This is a genomic window from Thalassospira sp. TSL5-1, assembly GCF_001907695.1.
In the GTDB taxonomy this organism is placed as follows: domain Bacteria; phylum Pseudomonadota; class Alphaproteobacteria; order Rhodospirillales; family Thalassospiraceae; genus Thalassospira.
The window spans coordinates 149,424-165,197 of sequence record NZ_KV880639.1; the positions used below are offsets into that span (position 1 = coordinate 149,424).

Here is a 15,774-nt window from a genome sequence, read left to right on the forward strand (position 1 = left end):
AGAAAATCGTGTCCAAGGTTATAACCCACTATTTCTTTGTCCCTTCGCCCTGGGCCTTTTTAGGCCTTCAGCGGGCAATGGAGATTGCCAAACGCCATAATGCCTCACTCGATCATCGCCCGGTGGACCCGGCCGAGATTTTCAAACATGGTGGCGGTGTTCCCTTGCATCAGCGTCCGATCCCGCGTCAGCAATACCGGATGGTCGAACTCAAACGCTGGCGCAAGTTTCTGGATATTCCCTTAAATGAAAGCCCGAAATTCTTTCCGGTGGATGGCTCATTGGCAGCAGGAACCATGATTGCCGCCAAGCGTGACGGCCACGATATTTCAAACCTGATTATGGCCATCATGGAAGATATCTGGGTAAACGACCGTAATGTTGCCGCCCCCGACACCATTGCCAGCGCCCTGGCGCGCACTGGTCTTGACGGTAAATATCTCGAACAGGCGCATGACCAGACCGTTACCCATACCTTCAAAAGCTATACCGAAGATGCCAAAACCCTCAACATCTTTGGTGCCCCGACCTATTTTGTCGATGACGAAATGTTCTGGGGACAGGACAGGCTGGACTTTGTCGACCGCGCGCTCTCGGAAGCCGAATGATCGTTTAAAGCGATTTGTCTTTACCACATATTCCTGTGGGCCCACTGAGCGGCAGGGCAACAACCTATCGTAAAACAAGAAACAGGGCGGGTGTGGATCCCGCCCTGTTTCTTTGCAACTTTTTGCACAGATATCGCCAGCTTCAACACCCAAAACCCGGCGCTGATGCGGCCCCTAAAATCAATCGTGGCGTTTGACGTGATCGACAACAAATCCGTCACAGGACGGATAATTTTTTTCGATCATGGCAAGTGCCTTTGTTTTGGTCTGTGCCGCTACTTCGTGAGTCTGTATATCGGCCCAACGGTCGTCATACAGGGCATGAGAACGGTTTTCCTTAACGCACTCACGCACGAATTTGTTGTGCAACCCAACTTGATAAACCCGCTTCCGGTGGTCTGTAAAAGCTGACATCCCCCGAAACTCCTCTTGCTGTCAGCGTCCGACCCGACGCTTGATGTGTCCTGATGATATCTCTCTTGAAAATGAAATATCAACCACAAGTCTGCGACCAGTAGTTTAACGAGCCGTAAATCATCCGGCCTGAATCGTAATTTAATTGAAACATAAGAAACCACAGCGCGCCAGTTTTGCATAATCGGCTTGCAATATTTGCACGAAATAAAATTACAAAGCAGCGCTGACTCGGACATTAAATTCCACACAACCCAAGGCTTTGCTTCAAAACGGTCTTTTTTGCTTTTTTGGCAACTTTCCAATTGCCGAATGGGCTATCTCGGCAAACATAAAAGGGTAAGCAGGACTTTTTTCTTTCCCAAAATCAAAACAAAACCAGCCCGGGAGGCTGTCCCAAGATGTCCATTTTTTCCGATCCCGCCTTTGATAATCATGAACAGGTTGTTTTTGCCAGCGACCGCGAAACCGGCTTGAAAGCCATTATCGCTGTTCACAACACCCATCTTGGCCCTTCGTTGGGCGGATGCCGTATGTGGCCCTATGCCAGCGAACAGGATGCCATTCACGATGTTTTGCGCCTGTCGCGCGGCATGACCTATAAATCGGCCCTGGTTAATCTGCCGCTTGGGGGCGGTAAATCCGTTATCATCGGTGATCCGCGCACCCAGAAAACGCCGGAGCTGTTTCGCGCTGTCGGCCGGGCGGTCGAACGTCTTAATGGTCGTTATATCGTCGCCGAAGATGTTGGCACCAGCCCCGCCGATATGGCTGAAATTGCCCGTCAGACACACCATGTTGGCGGCATCAATGATGGCAAGGACCCAGCGCGCACTGGCGATCCCTCGCCTTTTACCGCCTATGGCGTGTTTATCGGCCTGAAAGAAGCCGTCAAACACAAAACCGGCAATGATGACCTTAAGGATATGCGCGTCGCCGTGCAGGGTCTGGGCAATGTCGGTTTTCACCTTTGCGAGCTGTTGCACAATGCCGGCGCCGAGCTGATTGTTGCCGATATCAATGCCAGCGCGGTTGATCGGGCGGTTGACCGGTTTGGGGCCAAAGCTGTTTCCGTTGATGAAATCCTGTCGGTCAATGCAGATGTTTTGGCTCCCTGCGCGCTGGGTGGCATCATCAACGACACCTCGATTGCCAGCCTGAAGGCCGGGATTATTGCCGGGGCGGCAAACAACCAGCTTGAAGCAGACCGCCACGGCGACATTTTGCGCGAAATGGGTGTGTTATATGCGCCGGATTACGTCATTAATGCCGGTGGCGTCGTCGAGGTGCATTACTGCCGCGAAGGTCGCCCGGTTAGCGAAACAAACCGCCATATTGAAGGGATTGGCGCAACAGTGCGCGAAATCTTTGAACGGGCGGACCGGGAAAACAAATCAACCAGCTTTATCGCCGACCGCCTGGCCGAGGAACGTTTTGGCAAAAAGGCATAATTTTTACCAGACTGGTAAAATGAAAGGCGAGGCCCCAGCGGCTTCGCCTTTTTCGTTTGTATGCAAAAAAGTTGGTGTTTAACCGACGAAACAGTCCAAATGGCTATTCCGCTGCAATCGCCTGATCAGCGGCAACATTGGCAACCACCTGATCCTGCCCGCCATCCGAACAGCAATGACGGTTCAGTTCTGCCCGCATGTGACAGGCACATTTACCACATTGTGGTTTGCAGCCGTGAAAACGGAAAACCTCTGCCGGACGCGTCGCATTGCCATCCGTCGCAGCACGTTTTACATCGCCCTGGTTAAGGGCATTACAAACACATACAAACATAAATGCAAATGCAATCAGTTATTAGTTACACCCAATCTAACTACTGCAAATGCGAATGCGTTTCAAATGATTTCGATCAAATTCCCGTTTCGGGGCACAAAAAAATCCGCAGCCAGCTTGAGGCTGCGGACCCAGATGGGAAAATATCCTGTCGTTACAAGATCATCCGACAACCGATACATGGCTGACCACTTTGGTCACCCCCTTGATGCGACGTACGATATTCAGCACCTTGTCATATTCGGTTTTATTGGCCGATTCGCCCATGATATAGACGATATTGCCTACCGTTTCCCAACGGTAATTCACTGAACGAACACCCTTTTCTGCCAACAGCAGGGCCTTGATCTGGCTGTCGATCCAGACATCGGAAACTGACTGTTTGGCCGAATCGGCTGGCACGGCATTATCTTCACCGTATTTCTGCTCGGCCTCGCGATATTCGGCAACGGTTTTGGCATCTGCAACCTGCAGGTGATCATAAATTTTCGTGATGCGCTTATCCTGGCGAATGATCGACATCACGTCGTAATATTTGCCTTTGGAATCCACCATGCCTGTCACCATGACCTGCTGTTTCCAAATATCGACATTCACGTCGATAAGATAACTGTGATCAACTTCGGCAAATTTACCCAGAATTTCCGATTTGATCTTGGTATCGAGCCACTGATCATCGCCAGAGCGATTTTCGACCGGCATTTGCAACGGGCCACAAGCCGCCAGCGGGGCACTGAAAACGATTCCCAGTGCCACAACCTGCAATGTTCGTTTCAAACCGCGAGACATACGTTTCATTCGGCTACTCCTAAATCGATTTCGTTATTCGCCCCAAAGGCCTGTGGCCTGATCAGGCGCACAATACTCCGAAACAACAACACAGTTACCTCAAATCCCTACAGGGCGATTGTGACGAAATCGGCACTGTAATTATGGCAAAGATAAAAAATCCTTCAAAACTCTCATCAAATTAACGCTTCATCCGACCACAAGGCATCACAACACTTGAAATTTTCTAGCTGCACGTCCCCATCTCAAAATTATATTTGACTCATTTCATTAATTTATTCATGTTTTACGATAATTAATGAACACAAAACAACAGGAATATGGAAATGAGCCCGACCGTCACCAAAATACGCAATGTCAGCCTGATCCTAAGCTGGATTTGCCTGATCGCGATTATCTATGAACTCTGTTTTGTCCCCCTGATCTGGCTGACACCGGATCTCGCGCGAGATGCCATTTCCTATTCTGACAGCCTGGTACCCGTCCCGCTGGGCGACCTGCAATCACTTGCAGGCGGGCAACTTGCCCTGGTTTTCATCACACTGATGGTGCCGTCACTGGTGCTTGTCTTTGGCTTATGGCATTTGCGCAAAATGTTTTTATGCTTTGCCCGCAGCGCGATTTTTGAGCATGGCACAATCCGCCATTTAAAAGTCTTCAGCATCGCCCTGCTATCGCAAACGCTACTTTCGCCCCTTGCCGGTACGCTGACGTCGCTATTTGTCACCATCACCCGCCCGGCAGGTGAACGCACCATATCAATTGGGCTGAGCAATATAGAAGCCACCAGCCTTTTTCTGGGCGGGTTATTCCTGATCATTTCGTGGGTTCTGGGAGAAGCTGTGACCCTGCATGATGAAAACCGGAGCTTCGTCTGATGTCGATTACCGTCCGCCTTGATGTAATGCTGGCCAAACGCAAGATGAAGTCCAAAGACCTCGCAAGCCGCATCGGTATTAGCGAACAGAATCTGTCACTTCTGAAATCTGGCAAAGTCCGTGGCGTGAGGTTTGAAACCCTTGCCGCCATTTGCAAGGCGCTGGACTGCCAGCCTGGCGACCTTTTGGAATATACCGCCAGCGCGGATGCCGAAAACTGATCCCGCGGCACAAAAAACGGCCAGCCCAACCGGGCTGACCGTTTTGTTGGTTGAACCGTTTAACAGGTCCTATTTATGCTTCTTCCATCGACATCAGCGAGGCATTGCCCCCGGCTGCCGTGGTATTGATCGTAACGGTTTTTTCCGTGGCAAAGCGGTGCATGAACATTTCGCCGGGCAAGGCCCCGTCATCCTCGATCCCGCTATCGGAAATCAGCGACAAAATGGCGCCATCACGGCGGGCCAGAACCTGTTTGAAAACGGTTACCCTTTGTAAGGGCGCAACACAGGAAACACCGGCCACGGCACCGCCATTCATGGTCGCAAGACCGGCTTCATCATTCACCACCCTGACGAGGGATTTTGGCAAATCAAGGCTGGCAACCTGCTTTTCCACCCGGGCAAGCCATTTGTCATTCCCGGCGAGCAGCACGCTGTTGCCCGCAGCCAGGGCCGCCGCCACATGGCGCAAAACACGGCCGGGTTCCGCCCCAAGGTCCGCCTGGACCAGGTAAACGCCACGCCCCAGAAGCTCCAGGTCGTTGGTTTCACCCGTCGGTCCGGGCAAACGCACCGGCGCAACAAAGCCGTTTTGCGAAATCGCGGCAAAATCGGCAAAATGCTGTGCGCCCTGCGCCAGTTCATCGCTGCCCTCACGCGCCAGTTTACCGGCAAGGTTTTCAAGCTGCTTCATGCGCACATCACCGGGCATATTCTGCCAGTCGATCTGCCCTTTGCTCAGGGCGGTAATTTCAGCCGCCGGAACGGGAGTATTGACAAAAATCGTTTCGCGGTCATCCGCCGAGGACGCATCGCCAACCGCAACCTTGCCCTGATCGACAACCGGTTTGGCGAAACGGGCAACATAGTGGGGCCCGCCCGCCTTGGGACCTGTGCCTGATTTCCCCTGCCCGCCAAAGGGCTGTACGCCCACGACCGCGCCAATCATGTTGCGGTTAATATAACAGTTACCAACCCGCAACTTCCGGGCAATGTGGCGGGCCGTGCCGTCAATGCGCGAATGTACACCCAGCGTCAGGCCATAACCGGCATCGTTGATCTGGTCCAAAACCTTTTCCAGGTCACGCGCCTTAAAGCGTACCACATGCACGATTGGCCCGAAAACTTCGCGTTCCAACACATCCAGGCCGGAAATTTCCACACAATGCGGGGCAAAGAAGGTGCCTTTATCGGTTTCAGGCAACATATCGCACGTATGCAGGATTTTGGCTTCGCGCTTCATGCGGTCGATATGCTTTTTCAGCATATCCTGCGCCTTGCCATCAATCACCGGGCCAACATCAATATCAAGATAGGCCGGATCACCAACCCGCAATTCCTTCATCGCACCAACCAGCATATGGCACAGTTTGTCGGCAATATCTTCCTGGACAAACAAAACGCGCAGCGCGGAACACCGCTGTCCGGCAGACTGGAAGCCCGAAATCACCACATCCTGCACCACCTGTTCGGGCAGAGCCGTGGAATCGACGATCATGGCATTCTGACCACCGGTTTCCGCAATCAGCGGGATCGGCGCACCGGGGCGCTTGGCAAGATTGCGATTGATCACCTGGGCTGTTTCAGTGGAGCCGGTAAAGGCCACACCGGCCACCCGGCGGTCATTGATCAAGACATCACCCAGCTTGCGCCCCGACCCTGGCAACAATTGAAACGCGCTGCCCGGCACACCGGCAGCCAAAATCAGCTCGGCCGCCTTTGCTGCAATCAGCGAGGTTTGTTCTGCCGGTTTGGCAATCACGGCATTCCCCGCCGCCAGAGCCGCTGTGACCTGACCGAGGAAAATTGCCAACGGGAAGTTCCAAGGGCTGATGCAGACAAACACACCGCGCCCTTCCATTTCGCTGCCTTCACGATAAAGCTCTTCACAGCGATTGGCATAATAGCGGCAAAAATCCACCGCTTCGCGTACTTCGGCGACACCATCGGAATAAAGCTTCCCGGCTTCGCGCTGGCACAGCAAAATAAACTCGTCCAGATTATCTTCCAGCAAATCGCCCAGCTTGCGCAGACAGGCCGCACGGTCTGCCGCTGGCGTGGCATTCCAGGCCGGATAACCCGCACTTGCCGCCTCAAGAGCGGCCTTGGCGGTGTCTTCATCGGCCAGTATAACCTCGCCTACCTTTTCCGTCAGATCAACCGGGCTCATTACATCCTGTGCGTCCCCATCAACCCACTTGCCGTTGATCAGGGGGGCGGCGCGCCAGTCATTTTTGGCAAGGCTTTCCATATGGGTTTCCAGCGCGGTCAGTTTTACCTGATCGGTTAAATCCATCCCGCGCGAATTGATACGCCCTGCCCCATAAAGATCAATCGGTGCCGGAATTTTCGGATGCGCCTTGCGTGGCAACACCGCCATTTTTTCGACCGGGTCGCCGATCATTTCTTCAATCGGTAGCTGTTCATCCTGAATACGGTTCACAAAGCTGGTATTGGCCCCATTTTCCAACAGGCGGCGCACCAGATATGCCAGCAAGTCTTCATGGGTACCAACCGGGGCATAAACGCGGCAGGGAATATTTTCGCCGTCCTTGCCAACAATCTGCTCATACAGGGCCTCGCCCATGCCATGCAGGCGCTGGAATTCAAAGGTGCGGTCATTGCCTGCCATTGTTAAAATGGCCGCCACCGTATGGGCATTGTGGCTGGCAAACTGACAATAAAATGCGTCACGGCGCGACAGCATCAGTCGTGCACAAGCAAGATAGGAAACATCGGTCGCGGCCTTGCGGGTGAATACCGGATAGCCTTCAAAGCCGTTTTCCTGGCTGTTTTTAATTTCGGTGTCCCAATAGGCACCCTTTACCAGACGCACCATCATTTTACGGCCAACGCGCATTGCAACATCGGCCAGCCATTCCAGCACATGATAGGCACGCTTTTGATAGGCCTGCACCGCCAAACCAAAACCTTCCCAACCATCGAGGTCAGGATCGGCAAAGACCGCCTCAATTACATCCAGCGACAAATCAAGCCGGTTGGCTTCCTCCGCATCGACGGTAAAGCCGATATCATGTTGTTTTGCCATCAGGGCCAGCGCCTTGAGGCGCGGTACCAGTTCTTCCATCACACGATCACGGTTGGCAAAATCGTAACGCGGGTGAATGGCCGACAGCTTGACCGAGATACCCGGGCTGTCAATTGGTCCGCGCCCCTTGGCAACCTTACCAATTTCATGAATGGCCCGTTCATAGGATTTAAAATAGCGATCCGCATCTTCCATCGTGCGGGCGGCTTCGCCCAGCATGTCATAGGAATAACGATAGCCCTTTTCCTCGTTCGCGCGCGCCCGTTCGGCGGCCTCGGCAATGGTGCGGCCCATCACGAACTGGCGGCCCATGATCCGCATCGCCTGGTTAAAGGCCCGACGGATCACCGGCTCGCCCGAACGGGCAATCATGCGTTTGACCAGGGCCCCAGGATTGGCCCGTTCTTCGCGACCAAAACGGATCACCCGGCCCGTCAACATCAGCCCCCAGGTCGAAGCATTGACAAAAAAGCTGCCGCTATTGCCCAAATGACTGTTCCAGTCGGCATCAAACAGTTTGTCCTGGATAAGTTTGTCCGCCGTCACCGCATCGGGCACGCGCAGCAATGCCTCGGCGAGACACATCAGGATCACGCCTTCCTTGCTGGTCAGTTCATATTCATGCAGCAGCGCATCGATCCCGCTTTTGCCGGAATCCGATGCGCGAACATTGGCAACAAGCTGATAGGCCTTTTCCTGCACCCTTGCCTTGTCTTCAAACGACAATGTGGCCTTTTCGATCAGGTTATTAACGACGGCTTCCTCATCACAGCGATAGGTCGCGCGGATCTGATCACGAAATTTATCGGATTGAGGCAAGGGGGAACGAAACATCACGCAAAAAACTCCCTGTTCACAACGACGCAGCCCTGTCTGTGGCTATCTCAATCTGTCAGGACGGTTATGATCCGCATTCTCCCGACAGAATTTTAAACCAAGGGCAACAGCAATGTTCGTCAGAATAATAACTAATCAGAAAAATATGCTGCCAATTTTTCCGTTTTTGCGATATATCATCCATTGATCGGTTGATATTGCAGTTTTTAACACTGGTTAAGCACATCAAATGCAGAAGAATGTCAAAAGCCTCGACAAGATCGACAAACAGATCCTCCGGGAACTGCAACATGACGGCAGAATGTCGAATGTTGAACTGTCACGGCGCGTCAATCTAAGCCCGACCCCCTGCCTTGAACGTGTGCGACGCCTGGAACAGCAGGGCTTTATTATCGGCTATATGGCCCGGCTTGATCCGCGTAAGCTCGATCAGTCGCTGGTTGTTTTTGTTGAAATCACGCTGGACCGCACCACCCCCGATGTTTTTGACAAATTTTCCTCTGCCGTTCGCAAATTGCCCGAAGTCGAAGAATGTCACATGGTGGCGGGTGGCTTTGATTATCTGATGAAATCGCGGGTTTCCGACATGTATGCCTATCGCGAATTTCTGGAACGTCTTTCATCTGTCGAAGGCGTCAGCCAGACCCACACCTATGTCGTGATGGAAGAGGTCAAAGTCCGGCCTGGCATTACCGTTATCTGACACTGACCAAATCCAGAGCATTCAACATCAAAACAATTAAGGTCTAAAGTTAAGCTGGACCGGGTTATTTTGGCCCGTGCTTCATTTTAAAGTAGCACAAATAACGGCAATCCGTAACGATCAGGGAAATCAAACCAAATAATCGGGAAGGCTCCCATGTCGGATGTGGATTTTTATTTTGATTTCTCATCACCTTACGGCTATCTCGCTGCGGAACGCATCGACGGGCTGGCACAACGGTGCGGCGTCACGGTTAACTGGAAACCCTATCTGATTGGGGTCATTTTCAAACAAACCGGGCAAACACCTCTGATCGACCAACCGATTCGCGGGGATTATTTCCGCCGCGATATGGAGCGTTGCGCAAAACTTCAGGGAACACCATTCAAACTACCAGCCAAATTTCCCTACGCCGCCACCGCGCCCAGCCGCGCCTTTTACTGGATCAACAGCTTTGATCCCGCCCTTGCCAAGCGATTTGCCCATGACATTTATCGCGGCTATTTCGCCGATGGCCTGGATATGACCAATCCCGAAACCGTCATTGCCTCGGCCACCCGCCACGACATTAACGCCGATGATATCCGTAGCGCCATGAATGACCCCAAATGGAAACAGCATCTACGCGACGTGATGACCGAGGCGGTCGAACGCGGCGCTTTTGGATCCCCCTTCTTTTTTTACGAAGACGAACCCTTTTTTGGCAATGACCGCATGGACCAACTGGAACAGTGGATCAAAAGTCGCCCCTGATCATCTGGCCGAGAACGCCCCCATTTATGCGATCCGGCTAACCCAAACGCGCCCAACGTCGGCGAAATTCCTTTTAAAACCATATCGATATGGAAATTTCGATCATATTTCCAATGATCGCATCTGGGCGACTAAAAGGCATATACGTATATTCGGTACTGAAATACCAATTTATGCTTGCCGTTTACGTAAACTTCCGCCATAACAGGCGCATGGCCTTTGCGCCAAAACATACATTATGGGCCAACATGCCTGTCACCCGGCTGGCCCAAACGGTTTGCTTTCGACCCAGCAGGACGGAACATGCAGATAAAATCCGCCATCAATATTCGCGCCGAAGATTTCCGCAGCAATGCCGACCATATGGCAAAACTGGTTGAGGGTTTGCGCGACCAGATCGGCAAAATCAAACAGGGTGGCGGGGATCGTGCGCGTGACCGCCACACCAGCCGGGGCAAATTGCTGCCGCGCGAACGCATTCGCCAGTTGCTGGATGTTGGGTCGCCATTTCTGGAACTTTCGCAGCTTGCCGCCTATGGCATGTATGGCGACGAGGAAGTACCGGCCGCAGGCATTATTACCGGTATTGGCCGGGTTTCTGGCGTGGAATGCGTGATTGTTGCCAATGATGCCACGGTCAAGGGTGGGTCCTATTACCCGATGACGGTTAAAAAGCATCTGCGCGCCCAGGAAATTGCACTGGAAAACCACCTGCCCTGCCTTTATCTGGTCGATAGTGGCGGTGCCAACCTGCCCCGGCAGGACGATGTTTTCCCGGACCGGGACCATTTCGGCCGCATCTTTTTCAATCAGGCCAATCTGTCGGCCAAGGGTATTCCGCAAATCGCAATTGTCATGGGGTCCTGCACGGCAGGTGGGGCCTATGTCCCCGCCATGTCCGATGAAAGCGTGATTGTGCGTAATCAAGGCACCATCTTTTTGGGCGGGCCACCGCTGGTCAAGGCGGCAACCGGCGAAGTTGTGTCCGCCGAAGATCTTGGCGGGGCGGATGTGCATTGCAAAACATCCGGTGTCACCGACCATTACGCCCAGGACGATGCCCATGCCCTGTCCATTGCCCGCACGATTGTTAAAAACCTGAACTGGACAAAAAACCCCGGCATCACCCTGCGCGACCCCATCGCCCCGGCCTATGACCCGCGCGAAATTTACGGGATCATCCCGACGGATTCCAAAAAGCCGTTCGATGTACGCGAAATTATTGCCCGAATTGTTGATGGCTCCGAGTTTGATGAATTCAAGGCGCTATACGGCACCACCCTTGTGACCGGCTTTGCCCGCATTTTTGGCTATCCAGTCGGGATCATTGCCAATAACGGCATCCTGTTTTCTGAAAGTGCCCTGAAGGGTGCCCATTTTATCGAGCTTTGCAGCCAGCGCGGCATTCCGCTGGTGTTTTTGCAAAACATCACCGGCTTCATGATTGGTCAAAAATATGAAAGCGGCGGCATCGCCAAGGATGGCGCCAAGCTGGTAACGGCGGTTGCCACAGCCAAAGTCCCCAAATTCACCGTTTTGATTGGCGGGTCATTTGGGGCGGGCAATTACGGCATGTGTGGACGCGCCTATAGCCCGCGTTTCCTGTGGATGTGGCCCAATGCCCGTATTTCCGTGATGGGCGGCGAACAGGCGGCCAATGTGCTCACGCAAATCAAGGCCGATGCGATGGAAAAACGCGGCGAAACCTGGCCGCAAGACGAACAGGACGCCTTCAAGGCCCCTATCCGGGACCAGTACGAAGAACAGGGTCACCCCTATTATGCCTCGGCCCGCCTGTGGGACGATGGCGTGATCGACCCTGCCGATACCCGTATGGTGCTGGGCCTTGGCCTTTCTGCAGCATTGAACAAACCAGCCGAGGAAACCCGGTTTGGTGTGTTCCGGATGTGATCGGGGGAAGGAAAGCCATGACCGAAGTTAACAACGATAACAAAGCCCTGATTTGCATCACCGAGGAAAACGGTATTGCCCGGATTACCCTTAATCGCCCGGACATCCACAATGCCTTTGATGATCAACTGATCAGCGATCTGACCGCCACGCTGAAACGTCTGAATGACGATGAAAATGTGCGCGTGGTGCAGCTAACAGGCGCAGGCAAAAGCTTTTCTGCCGGGGCGGATCTTAACTGGATGAAACGCATGGCAACCTATAGCCATGCCGAAAACCTGGCAGATTCCCGCAACCTTGCCGCCCTGATGAAAACCCTGAATTTCATGGCTAAACCGACCATCGCATTGGTCAATGGGGCCGCATTCGGTGGTGGTGTTGGCCTGGCGGCCTGCTGCGACATTGTTATTGCATCAGAAAATGCAAAATTCTGCCTGTCAGAAACGCGTCTGGGGCTGATCCCGGCAGTGATTTCACCTTATGTGATCGAGGCGATTGGCGTGGCACAGGCGCGGCGCTATTTTTTGAGTGCCGAACGGTTTGATGCCAAAACGGCGCAAAATATTGGTCTGGTGCATGACATTGTTAGCGGGGAAGAGCTGCTTGCCAAAGGCGATGAAATGGCGCGCACCCTGCTGCAAAACAGCCCTGCTGCCATGCAGGCGGCCAAAGACCTGATTTACGCGATCGCCCATCAGCCGATCACCGATACCATCATCGAGGATACCGCCACCCGCATCGCAGACCAGCGCGCCAGTGACGAAGGTCGCGAAGGGATCAGTGCCTTCCTTGAAAAACGATCCGCCTTCTGGATTAAGGAATAAACATATGCTGCGCAAACTTCTGATCGCCAATCGCGGCGAAATTGCCTGCCGCGTTATTGCCACCGCAAAGCGCATGGGCATTACCACCGTTGCCGTTTATTCCGATGCCGACAAATCCGCCCTGCATGTACAACAGGCCGATGAAGCCTGGCATATTGGCGCAGCCGCCCCGGCGGAAAGTTACCTTCGATCTGACCGCTTGCTTGACGTTATCGCGCAATCAGGGGCGGATGCCGTTCACCCAGGTTATGGTTTTTTATCCGAAAATGCCGATTTTGCCGATGCCGTTGCCAATAGCGGCGCTGTTTTTGTTGGCCCGCCTGCCAGCGCCATTCGCGCGATGGGGTCAAAATCCGAAGCCAAAAAAATTATGGCGGATGCTGGCGTGCCCCTGGTGCCCGGCTATCATGGCAAGGATCAGGACCCGGACCTACTGGCGGCAGAAGCCGAAAAGATCGGCTATCCCGTGCTGATCAAGGCATCCGCGGGTGGCGGTGGTAAAGGCATGCGTGCGGTTGAAAAACCCGAAGATTTCGCCGATGCCCTGACCAGTTGCAAACGCGAAGCGCGGTCCAGCTTTGGCGATGATCACTGCCTGATCGAAAAGCTGATTTCCCACCCCCGCCATGTCGAAATCCAGGTTTTTGCCGATGGCCACGGGAATGCCGTTTACCTGTTTGAACGCGATTGCTCCCTGCAACGTCGCCACCAAAAAGTCATTGAAGAAGCCCCGGCCCCCGGCATGACGGAAGAATTGCGTGCGCAAATGGGCGAAGCAGCGGTCAACGCCGCACGCGCGATTGGCTATCAGGGTGCTGGCACGGTTGAATTTTTGCTGGATGCCTCTGGCGCGTTTTATTTCATGGAAATGAATACCCGCCTGCAGGTCGAACATCCGGTGACGGAAATGATTACGGGCGAAGATTTGGTGGAATGGCAATTGCGTGTTGCCAATGGTGAAGCCCTACCCAAAAACCAGGACCAGCTTTCCATTACCGGACATGCCTTTGAAGTCCGCCTGTATGCCGAAGATCCGCAAAACGACTTTTTGCCCGCCACCGGCACGTTGACGCATATGCACATGCCCACGGCAAACCGCCATATCCGCATTGATACCGGCGTTTATCAGGGCGGTGTTGTGTCCATTCATTATGACCCCATGATCGCCAAACTGATTGTCTGGGATCAGGACCGCACATCGGCGCTGCGCCGCTTGTCACGCGCGCTGGATGACGTACAAATCGTTGGCGTCACCACCAACACCGCCTTCCTTGCCAATATTGCCCGTCACCCGGCATTTGAACGGGGCGAGGTTGAAACCGGCTTTATCCCTGCCTATCAGGATGACCTGATTCCAGCGCCGTCCCTGCCCGATGACACTGCATTATGCTTTGCCGCACTGGAAATATTGCATCAGCGCGATTGCGAAGCCCGCAAATATGCACGCGCCAGCAACGATCCCTGGTCCCCCTGGAACAGCACAAATGGCTGGCGCATGAATGATGACAACCATCATGACATTATCCTGCGTCATGGCGACGACGAGATATCCCTGAAACTGCATTACCGCGATTTTGGGCATATCTGCGACCTGCCGGATGGCACCTCTATCCGCATCGAACAGATCACACATGATAACGGTGAAATTGCTGCCATCCTGAACGGCATACGCAAACGCACCCAGGTGCGTTGCACCGGCAAAAGGCTGTCGGTTTTTCAACCGGGCCGGATGGACCGCCTTGAAATTGTTGACCCTTCCGAAAATGCAACGGGCAATGCAGCGGGGGGCGGCAACCTGAATGCGCCAATGCCTGGCAAGATCATTGCCGTGATGGCAAAAAGCGGCGATGCTGTGCAGGCGGGTGACAAGCTGGTGATTATGGAGGCGATGAAAATGGAGCACACCATTTTCGCCCCTGTCTCGGGAACCGTCCGCGATGTTTATTTTGCCGTCGGCGACCAGGTGGGCGACGGCGACGAATTGATCGCAATCGAGGAGGCCTGATCATGCCACGCCGCACGCTGGGAACGCTGCCTAAACAGGTAAAGATCGTTGAAGTCGGCCCCCGTGATGGCCTGCAAAATGAAAAGGCGATGGTTTCCACTGCCACCAAAATCGAGTTGATCCATCGCCTGGGCGCAGCCGGCCTTTCCGTGATCGAGGCTTCGGCCTTTGTCAGCCCCAAATGGGTGCCGCAAATGGGCGATGCTACCGACGTCATGACGGGTATTGAACGTCGTGATGGTATCACCTATCCAGTGCTGACGCCGAATATTAAAGGCCTTGAAGCCGCCATTGCCGCAGGCGCAACCGAAGTGGCGATTTTTGGCTCTGCTTCGGAAAGTTTCTCGCAAAAGAATATCAATTGTTCGATTGAGGAAAGCCTGAAACGTTTTCGTCCTGTCATGACGGCTGCACGCAAAAACAATATTGCCGTGCGGGGATATGTTTCCTGTGTACTGGGCTGCCCGTATGAAGGCGATATTGCCCCGGACAAAGTTGCCAGTGTTGCCAACGAGCTTTTTAAAATGGGCTGTTATGAAGTCAGCCTGGGTGACACCATTGGCACCGGAACGCCGATAAAAGCGCAAAACATGATTGCTGCTGTGGCCGAACATGTACCGGTCGATAAGTTGGCGGCACATTTTCACGATACCTACGGTCAGGCACTGGCAAACCTGTTGGCGGTTATGCAGATGGGCATTGCCACAATTGACAGTTCGGTTGCCGGTTTGGGCGGCTGCCCCTACGCCCAGGGGGCCAGCGGCAATGTCGCCACCGAAGACGTTGTCTATATGCTAAACGGGCTGGGAATTGAAAGCGGCATAAACCTTGAAAAACTGGTGGAAACCGGCCACTGGATTTGCAGCCGCGTGGGTCGGCCATCAGCATCGAAGGCGCAATTGGCAATTTCCGCCCATATGATGTGATGACAATGGGCATAAAAGGGCCCCAAAACAAAGACACCCCGCTGCCAGGCTGGCAGAGGGGTGAAAATACT

14 protein-coding genes are annotated in these 15,774 nt (G+C 53.6%); 10 read left to right on the top strand and 4 right to left on the bottom strand.

Going from position 1 to position 15,774, the window contains the following annotated elements:
• Nucleotides 1–8 precede the first annotated feature (8 nt).
• The gene (locus LF95_RS17565) at nucleotides 9–608 is read left to right on the top strand and encodes a 2-hydroxychromene-2-carboxylate isomerase (RefSeq protein ID WP_073956478.1); all 600 of its coding nucleotides are present in this window, start codon (nucleotides 9–11) and stop codon (nucleotides 606–608) included.
• A gap of 180 nt (nucleotides 609–788) precedes the next feature.
• Here LF95_RS17565 and LF95_RS17570 read toward each other — a convergent pair whose 3' ends face one another.
• Complete coding sequence (locus tag LF95_RS17570; RefSeq protein ID WP_073956479.1) at nucleotides 789–1,022, bottom strand: hypothetical protein; 234 nt, start codon at nucleotides 1,020–1,022, stop codon at nucleotides 789–791.
• A 401-nt stretch (nucleotides 1,023–1,423) separates the two neighbouring features.
• Between LF95_RS17570 and LF95_RS17575 the strand changes: the two genes are divergently transcribed.
• Nucleotides 1,424–2,473, top strand: a complete 1,050-nt coding sequence (locus LF95_RS17575) for a Glu/Leu/Phe/Val dehydrogenase dimerization domain-containing protein (RefSeq protein WP_073956480.1) — start codon at nucleotides 1,424–1,426, stop codon at nucleotides 2,471–2,473.
• A gap of 103 nt (nucleotides 2,474–2,576) precedes the next feature.
• Here the strand turns inward: LF95_RS17575 and LF95_RS17580 are convergent, their stop codons facing one another.
• Both LF95_RS17580 and LF95_RS17585 read right to left on the bottom strand, forming a co-directional pair.
• On the bottom strand, nucleotides 2,577–2,807 hold the full coding sequence (locus tag LF95_RS17580; protein ID WP_073956481.1) for a (2Fe-2S)-binding protein: 231 nt from the start codon (nucleotides 2,805–2,807) through the stop codon (nucleotides 2,577–2,579).
• A 162-nt stretch (nucleotides 2,808–2,969) separates the two neighbouring features.
• Nucleotides 2,970–3,605 (bottom strand): BON domain-containing protein, encoded by a 636-nt coding sequence (locus LF95_RS17585; protein ID WP_073956482.1) that lies wholly within the window; start codon nucleotides 3,603–3,605, stop codon nucleotides 2,970–2,972.
• A 317-nt stretch (nucleotides 3,606–3,922) separates the two neighbouring features.
• On the opposite strand from LF95_RS17585, the gene LF95_RS17590 reads away from it, so the two are divergent.
• Nucleotides 3,923–4,474, top strand: a complete 552-nt coding sequence (locus LF95_RS17590; RefSeq protein ID WP_073956484.1) for a DUF2975 domain-containing protein — start codon at nucleotides 3,923–3,925, stop codon at nucleotides 4,472–4,474.
• On the top strand, nucleotides 4,474–4,695 hold the full coding sequence (locus LF95_RS17595) for a helix-turn-helix domain-containing protein (protein WP_073956485.1): 222 nt from the start codon (nucleotides 4,474–4,476) through the stop codon (nucleotides 4,693–4,695). Before LF95_RS17590 ends, LF95_RS17595 begins: the two co-directional genes overlap by 1 nt.
• A gap of 73 nt (nucleotides 4,696–4,768) precedes the next feature.
• Here LF95_RS17595 and putA read toward each other — a convergent pair whose 3' ends face one another.
• Nucleotides 4,769–8,578: a bifunctional proline dehydrogenase/L-glutamate gamma-semialdehyde dehydrogenase PutA gene (putA, locus tag LF95_RS17600; RefSeq protein WP_083607803.1), complete on the bottom strand. Its 3,810-nt coding sequence runs from the start codon at nucleotides 8,576–8,578 to the stop codon at nucleotides 4,769–4,771.
• A gap of 232 nt (nucleotides 8,579–8,810) precedes the next feature.
• On the opposite strand from putA, the gene LF95_RS17605 reads away from it, so the two are divergent.
• The 6 genes from LF95_RS17605 (at nucleotide 8,811) to LF95_RS17630 (ending at nucleotide 15,703) form a co-directional block, all read left to right on the top strand.
• A complete protein-coding gene (locus LF95_RS17605) occupies nucleotides 8,811–9,284 on the top strand; it encodes an Lrp/AsnC ligand binding domain-containing protein (protein WP_073956487.1) in 474 nt (157 codons plus the stop codon).
• A 156-nt stretch (nucleotides 9,285–9,440) separates the two neighbouring features.
• Nucleotides 9,441–10,037: a 2-hydroxychromene-2-carboxylate isomerase gene (locus tag LF95_RS17610; RefSeq protein ID WP_073956488.1), complete on the top strand. Its 597-nt coding sequence runs from the start codon at nucleotides 9,441–9,443 to the stop codon at nucleotides 10,035–10,037.
• A gap of 303 nt (nucleotides 10,038–10,340) precedes the next feature.
• Nucleotides 10,341–11,948 carry a carboxyl transferase domain-containing protein gene (locus LF95_RS17615; protein WP_073956489.1) on the top strand — a complete coding sequence of 536 codons (1,608 nt, stop codon included), beginning with the start codon at nucleotides 10,341–10,343 and terminating at the stop codon, nucleotides 11,946–11,948.
• A gap of 17 nt (nucleotides 11,949–11,965) precedes the next feature.
• Nucleotides 11,966–12,772 (top strand): enoyl-CoA hydratase/isomerase family protein, encoded by an 807-nt coding sequence (locus LF95_RS17620; RefSeq protein ID WP_073956490.1) that lies wholly within the window; start codon nucleotides 11,966–11,968, stop codon nucleotides 12,770–12,772.
• A gap of 4 nt (nucleotides 12,773–12,776) precedes the next feature.
• The gene (locus LF95_RS17625) at nucleotides 12,777–14,777 is read left to right on the top strand and encodes an acetyl/propionyl/methylcrotonyl-CoA carboxylase subunit alpha (protein ID WP_073956491.1); all 2,001 of its coding nucleotides are present in this window, start codon (nucleotides 12,777–12,779) and stop codon (nucleotides 14,775–14,777) included.
• A gap of 2 nt (nucleotides 14,778–14,779) precedes the next feature.
• Complete coding sequence (locus LF95_RS17630) at nucleotides 14,780–15,703, top strand: hydroxymethylglutaryl-CoA lyase (protein WP_073956492.1); 924 nt, start codon at nucleotides 14,780–14,782, stop codon at nucleotides 15,701–15,703.
• The last annotated feature ends 71 nt before the right edge of the window (nucleotides 15,704–15,774 follow it).

Coding starts and splice junctions, on each gene's coding strand:
- LF95_RS17630 (WP_073956492.1), top strand. CDS start 14,780: ATGCCACGCCGCACGCTGGGAACGCTGCCTAAACAGGTAAAGATCGTT.
- LF95_RS17585 (WP_073956482.1), bottom strand. CDS start 3,605: ATGAAACGTATGTCTCGCGGTTTGAAACGAACATTGCAGGTTGTGGCA.
- LF95_RS17570 (WP_073956479.1), bottom strand. CDS start 1,022: ATGTCAGCTTTTACAGACCACCGGAAGCGGGTTTATCAAGTTGGGTTG.
- LF95_RS17580 (WP_073956481.1), bottom strand. CDS start 2,807: ATGTTTGTATGTGTTTGTAATGCCCTTAACCAGGGCGATGTAAAACGT.
- LF95_RS17605 (WP_073956487.1), top strand. CDS start 8,811: ATGCAGAAGAATGTCAAAAGCCTCGACAAGATCGACAAACAGATCCTC.
- LF95_RS17590 (WP_073956484.1), top strand. CDS start 3,923: ATGAGCCCGACCGTCACCAAAATACGCAATGTCAGCCTGATCCTAAGC.
- putA (WP_083607803.1), bottom strand. CDS start 8,578: ATGTTTCGTTCCCCCTTGCCTCAATCCGATAAATTTCGTGATCAGATC.
- LF95_RS17595 (WP_073956485.1), top strand. CDS start 4,474: ATGTCGATTACCGTCCGCCTTGATGTAATGCTGGCCAAACGCAAGATG.
- LF95_RS17620 (WP_073956490.1), top strand. CDS start 11,966: ATGACCGAAGTTAACAACGATAACAAAGCCCTGATTTGCATCACCGAG.
- LF95_RS17575 (WP_073956480.1), top strand. CDS start 1,424: ATGTCCATTTTTTCCGATCCCGCCTTTGATAATCATGAACAGGTTGTT.
- LF95_RS17610 (WP_073956488.1), top strand. CDS start 9,441: ATGTCGGATGTGGATTTTTATTTTGATTTCTCATCACCTTACGGCTAT.
- LF95_RS17615 (WP_073956489.1), top strand. CDS start 10,341: ATGCAGATAAAATCCGCCATCAATATTCGCGCCGAAGATTTCCGCAGC.
- LF95_RS17625 (WP_073956491.1), top strand. CDS start 12,777: ATGCTGCGCAAACTTCTGATCGCCAATCGCGGCGAAATTGCCTGCCGC.